Source organism: Geobacter grbiciae, from assembly GCF_018531165.1.
In the GTDB taxonomy this organism is placed as follows: Bacteria; Desulfobacterota; Desulfuromonadia; order Geobacterales; family Geobacteraceae; genus Geobacter; species Geobacter metallireducens.
This window is the reverse complement of sequence record NZ_JAHDIW010000033.1, coordinates 1-5,498: the sequence shown is the minus strand read 5'-3', so window position 1 is coordinate 5,498 and position 5,498 is coordinate 1. Positions and strand designations below refer to the sequence as shown.

The following is a 5,498-nucleotide window of genomic DNA, read 5'->3' as shown; positions in this document are numbered from 1 at the left end:
TGTCGTAGGTGTAGCGGGTGTAGGTGTTGTTGAACTGGGTGAGGTCGGCCATTCTGCCGGCATCGTCGTAGGTGTAGTGGCGGTTTTCCCCAGCCAGTCGATGGTGACGGTTTTGATGCGGTTCAGGGCGTCATAGGTGTAGCTCACCGTCTTGTTGCCGGGATAGGTGATTTTGGTGACGTTGCCGTTGGCGTCGCGGTCGTACCCGATGGTGAAGCCCCGCGGGTCGGTGATGCTCGACAGGCGGTTGGCATTGTCGTAGCCGTAGGTGGTTGTCCCCAGGGAGTCCAGCATCGTGGTCAGGTTGTCATCCTGGTCGTAGGTGTAGGAGACGGTGGTGCCCCCGGCATAGGCGATGCTGTTGGCCTTGCCGGTGGGGGTGTAGGTGAAGGTTGTTGTCTTGCCGTTGCGGTCCATTTTCGTCCAGAGGGTGCCGTCGTCGTAGTAGGTGAGCGTGGTGTTTCTGGTCAGCGGGTCGGTGCTGCCGGTGGGGAGGCTCCTCTTGTCGTAGATGAAGGAGGTCTTGGCCCCTTCCTGGTCGGTGAGGGAGGTCATCCGGCCGATTCCGTCGTAGACATACGTGATGGCAGGGGCCGTGGAGGTCTTGCTCGTGGCCGGATTACCGTAGGTATCCTGGGTCAGGGTGGTAATGACACCTCTGCCGTCGGTTGTGGTGTTCACGAGGCCGTTGGCATAGTAGCTTTTCTGGGTGTAGATGGATTGGCCTGTGGCCGGGTAGACGGTGGTCTTTATCGGGTGGTGCTTGGTGTCGTAATCGGTGTGGGTCGTGTGCCCCAGGGGATCGGTCACGTCGGTGAGACGGAACTGGCTGTCGTAGGTGGTGTAGGTGTATCTGATGAGCGGGTCGGTTACTCTGGTCAGGTTGTTGTTGCCGTCAAAAAGATAGGCAGCGCTGTAGCCCCGGGGATCGGTCTCTGCTACGACATGCCCCTGACCGTCGTAGTATCTGGTGGTTCTCTGGCCCAGGGCATTCTCCACCCCCAGGAGCTGTTTCTGCTCGTCGAAATGGTAGATGGTCTGGTGGCCGGTGCCGTCCTCCTCGATGTTACGATAGCCGGAAAAGTAGAGGTTGTAGGTGGTGGTGCCGGTCTGGCGCGGCATGGTCTGGCTCTGTACCCGCCCGAAGGCATCGTAGACGTTGGTGACGGTGGTGACGTTGCGAGGGTTCTTCAGTGTCAGGATGCGGTGGTTGCTGTCCGGGCCGTAGGTCCAGACCTTTCCTTCAGGGTCGGTGTAGGTGGTGAGGTCGTTGCCGGTGTAGCCGAAGGCAACGCTGCGCCCCGCCGAATCGGAGACCGAGGTCAGCAGCGCTCCGGTGTAATGGAAAGTAAGCGTGTGGCCAAAATTGTCGTAGACGCTCTGCAACAGTCCGCCGCTGTATGTGAAGTTGATCGCATTACCATCGGCGTCGGTCATGGAGCTTACGTTGTTGCTGCTGTCGAAGGTGACGGTGCGGCCGAAGCGTTCATTGCCAAGCCCCCCGACCGACCGCCCCTCAAAGGCAGAGCAAGGCAAAATCTGTAGAAGTCGAGTAGACCCTTTTGGCCTGCCTTATGCCGGGGGTTGACCCCGCTTGTGTATATGCCACATCCTCAGTTTTCAAGAAGACTTACGTTATCTGCCCCGAATTTATCCTTCAATACCAAATACAATTCCTCTGTATATTTCCGATGTATTGAAGGACGAATAGCACCTGACAATTGAATTAACCTCACGGCAACAGCATCTGTCATCGTAGTAAACAATATAGTTGGTTCATATTTTTTCTGAGCTATCCAGATAGTTACAGGTTGTTCTGCTCCTATTTCTTGTTTTACCCAAAGATCATTTTTGTCACTTCGTTTAATTGTGTATCCATGATGCAATGAAAATTCCTTTACTATAGATTCAGCATCTGTTGTAGAGAGAGCAGGTAACTTACGAACATATATTCGAGAGCGATAAAGTGTATCACAACCAATAAGATTCAAGTTCATAATTAGAAAAAGTACAAACAAAAAGAAGCGCTTCATTTTCCACATCCTCCCCAAGGACTTGGCGGTGTTGGTTGTGGTCCTCTTTCGTTCCAATTTGCAGGGCCATGTGTGTTTCCATTGATTATTTGTCCTGCGGCTAAACCAAGAATGTTAGAAGGAAGATAAAGCGGCCCCAACTGTTCACCCTGAATCGTATGTTGTGATTCATGCTGACCAACATTGCCATTGTCCAGCATTGTATTTGGTCCGAAGTCTTTTGCATAAGATATGGTGTTCCCCCGCCGACCGGACTACTTCTGGAGCAATCCGTTCCAAATTGCAATAAGGCTTAAAACTATGAATAAAACCCCCATAAAGTAATTAAAAATTACTATAAATTTACTTCCAAATATCTTTTTTAGCATATATTGAGAATAAAACTCTGGGAGTGGATCAAGTAATAAGGACCACTTTTTATATGTTCCAATCATCAATAAAAAGCCTATCACAGTAAATAAAAGCAAAAAAAGTAACCCAAATATTTTGAACATTCTTTCACCTCACAACTGTCTGAAATTACTTTCCACATTTATTAGAAGAAAATGCATTTGGCACTGTAACACCAACTGGTACTCCTGTCGAAAAACCTAGACTTACATTAAAGCCTTGAGTGTTACTGTATGAATAGGTCTTAGGGTCGTAAACCAGATTAGTTCCAACACTGAGGTTCTTACCAAATCCAACGAATGGAGAAATATAGTTGTCAGATGAGGGAGGATTGATACTGATATCAACGCCAATACCAGCAGATAGCGGTGGCAAAACAGCATTATTAGAAAAATTATGACCATTTATGCCTTGCAAATCATTTTGTCCATTGAATCCAAGAAAAGTAGCACTTAATTTAACATCGATAGTTTGACCCAAAATAGTAAATTTGAATAACCCAGACGGATCAACATTGTTGATCGGCTGATTCCCAACATAAGCCATGAGGTTAACATCCCCGCCGTCGAAGCCCTTGGGGTCCTCGGATATGAACCTGCCGACTGAAGGATCATAATACCTAGCCCTCATGTAGTAAAGCCCATTCGGCTCGCTCATGACTCCGTATTTTGCAACAAACTTAAACGGCTGGCTAATGCCTTCCTGCTGGTTGCCGATTGCCCCGAAGGGAGTGTAGGCATACCTGTTCACCACATTGGCGCCGGCATCGGTGAGCGCCACGGTGTGGCCGGTTGCGTCGAAGTGGTAGCAGTACGGCTGGTTGCCCGAGGTCACCATGGCAAGCAGGCCATTGCCGTAGATGTAGTAGCGGGTGATGGCGTTGGTGCCGTCCGCCTCGGCCAGGAGATTCCCGTTGGCGTCGTAGATGTACCTGGTGGTGGCACCGTTCCTGGTCGCCTCCAGCCGGTTCCCGGCGCCGTCGTATTTGTACTGGTAGCTGACCGAGCCGGTGATGCCGGTCAGCCGGTGGGCGTCGTCGAAAGTATAGGTGTCACCTGTCCTGGTGGCAAGCTGCCCTTCGCTGTCGTAGGTGAAGCTGGTGCTTCCCGCCTGCTGGAGTCGGTTTTTCTGGAGGTTCATGGTGAAATTCGTGTTTGAGGCGGTGGCGTTGAGGCTGATGGGTACGGTCTGGGTGATGTTGGTCCGGTTGCCGTTTCCGTCCAGGGTGAAGGCGTAGGTGGCTATGGGGCTTCCCGCGTTGGAGAGGCGATTTTCGAGAGCGGTGAGCCGGTTGGCGTTGTCGTAGGTGTAGCGGGTGTAGGTGTTGTTGAACTGGGTGAGGTCGGCCATTCTGCCGGCATCGTCGTAGGTGTAGGTGGCGGTTTTCCCCAGCCAGTCAATGGTGACGGTCTTTACCCGGTTCAGGGCATCATAGGTGTAGCTCACCGTCTTGTTGCCGGGATAGGTGATTCTGGTGACGTTGCCGTTGGCGTCACGGTCGTAGGTTATGGTGAAGCCCCGCGGGTCGGTGGAGCTCGACAGCCGGTTGGCATTGTCGTAGCCGTAGGTGGTTGTCCCCAGGGAGTCCAGCATCGTGGTCAGGTTGTCGTTCTGGTCGTAGGTGTAGGAGACGGTGGTGCCAGCGGCATAGGCGATGCTGCTGGTTTTGCCGGTGGGGGTGTAGGTGAAGGTGGTGATCTTGTTATTCCGGTCGGTGAGGGTATTCAGGGTCCCGTCATCATAGTAGGTCAAGGTGGTCGTTTTCCCCAGGGGGTCGGTCTTCGTCTTGAGCAGGCTCCTCTTGTCGTAGATGAAGGAGGTCTTGGCCCCTTCCTGGTCGGTGAGGGAGGTCATCCGGCCGATTCCGTCGTAGACATACGTGATGGCAGGGGCCGTGGAGGTCTTGCTCGTGGCCGGATTACCGTAGGTATCATGGGTCAGGGTGGTAATGACACCTCTGCCGTCGGTTGTGGTGTTCACGAGGCCGTTGGCGTAGTAGCTCTTCTGGGTATAGATGGATTGGCCCGTTGCCGGGTAGACGGTGGTCTTTATCGGGTGGTGCTTGGTGTCGTAATCGGTGTGGGTCGTGTGCCCCAGGGGATCGGTCACGTCGGTGAGACGGAACTGGCTGTCGTAGGTGGTGTAGGTGTATCTGATGAACGGGTCGGTTACTCTGGTCAGGTTGTTGTTGCCGTCAAAGAGATAGGCAGTGCTGTAGCCCCGGGGATCGGTCTCGGCGGCCAGGTGCCCCTGGCCGTCGTAGTATTTGTAGTTTCTCTGGCCTAGGGCGTTCTCCACCCCCAGAAGGCGCTTCTGCTCGTCGAAGTAGTAGATGGTCTGGTGGCCGGTGCCGTCCTCCTCGATGTTACGATAGCCTGAGAAGTAGAGGTTATAGGTGGTAGTGCCGGTCTGGCGCGGCATGGTCTGGCTCTGTACCCGGCCGAACGCGTCGTAGACGTTGGTGACGGTGGTAATGTTGCGAGGGTTCTTCAAGGTCAGGATGCGGTGGCTGGTGTCATACCCATAGGTCCAGACCTTTCCTTCAGGGTCGGTGTAGGTGGTGAGGTCGGTGCCGGTGTAGCCGAAGGCAACGCTGCGCCCCGCCGAATCGGAGACCGAGGTCAGCAGCGCTCCGGTGTAATGGAAAGTAAGCGTGTGGCCAAAATTGTCGTAGACGCTCTGCAACAGTCCGCCGCTGTATGTGAAGTTGATCGCATTACCATCGGCGTCGGTCATGGAGCTTACGTTGTTGCTGCTATCGAAGGTGACGGTTCGGCCGAAGCGTTCATTTGCCTGGTAGAGGCTAGTGTTTTTCACGAGCGTTGAGGTGACACCGGGAGGGGAGACAAAGGAGCCGTCCGGCAGCTTCACGAAGGTGAGAACGTCGGTCTCCAGGTGGACGCCGGCCGCGTTGTTGGTGAGGTTGTCCATTGCCCATTTGCCGATGAGGGCGCCCGTCAGCCACGATTTCACGTCAGGGGTGCCGTTCATGACATCGAGGGTGGCGACCGTGGCGACGATCAAGGCCGCGGCGTCCACGGGCTGGCGCTGGCCGAGGCCGAAGGGGGTGCTTGA

At 53.9% G+C, this 5,498-nt stretch carries 2 protein-coding genes and 1 pseudogene; all 3 read right to left on the bottom strand.

What is annotated here, in order from left to right; genetic code table 11:
* Positions 1–1,536, bottom strand: a pseudogene (locus KJB29_RS18910) (RHS repeat-associated core domain-containing protein); the annotation flags it as partial.
* A gap of 77 nt (positions 1,537–1,613) precedes the next feature.
* Positions 1,614–2,033, bottom strand: a complete 420-nt coding sequence (locus KJB29_RS18905) for a hypothetical protein (RefSeq protein ID WP_215735869.1) — start codon at positions 2,031–2,033, stop codon at positions 1,614–1,616.
* Positions 2,034–2,552: 519 nt separating this feature from the next.
* A partial coding sequence (locus KJB29_RS18900; RefSeq protein WP_281412977.1) for an RHS repeat-associated core domain-containing protein occupies positions 2,553–5,498 on the bottom strand: 2,946 nt, incomplete at its 5' end.

Excerpts from the sequence above, each read along its gene's own strand:
- KJB29_RS18905 (WP_215735869.1), bottom strand. The coding sequence starts at position 2,033 with ATGAAGCGCTTCTTTTTGTTTGTACTTTTTCTAATTATGAACTTGAAT.